Origin of the sequence: Actinoplanes rectilineatus (genome assembly GCF_000962825.1) — a bacterium.
GTDB lineage: Bacteria > Actinomycetota > Actinomycetes > Mycobacteriales > Micromonosporaceae > Actinoplanes > Actinoplanes rectilineatus.
The window spans coordinates 1-433 of the sequence record NZ_JZKF01000241.1; the positions used below are offsets into that span (position 1 = coordinate 1).

The 433-nt window shown below is 71.6% G+C and carries 1 pseudogene; it reads right to left on the minus strand.

The window, feature by feature from the left end:
* Positions 1 to 433, minus strand: a pseudogene (locus tag WH85_RS52070) (hypothetical protein); the annotation flags it as partial.

Here is a 433-nt window from a genome sequence, read left to right on the forward strand (position 1 = left end):
CCGTCCGAGTGGTGACCGTGGTGGCTTCCGTAGTGGTGGCGACCGTCCGGGTGGCGACCGCGGTGGCTTCCGTGGCGGTGACCGTCCGGGTGGCGACCGTGGCGGCTTCCGTGGCGGCGATCGTCCGAGTGGTGACCGTGGCGGCTACCAGGGTGGTGGCGACCGGGGTGGATACCGCGGTGGCGATCGTCCGAGCGGTGACCGTGGTGGTTACCAGGGTGGTGGCGACCGTGGAGGGTTCCGCGGTGGTGACCGTCCGAGCGGCGGTTACCAGGGTGGTGGCGATCGCGGTGGGTTCCGTGGTGGTGACCGGCCGAGTGGTGACCGTGGCGGCTACCAGGGTGGCGGCGATCGCGGTGGTTTCCGTGGTGGGGACCGTCCGAGTGGTGACCGTGGTGGCTTCCGTAGTGGTGGCGACCGTCCGGGTGGCGAC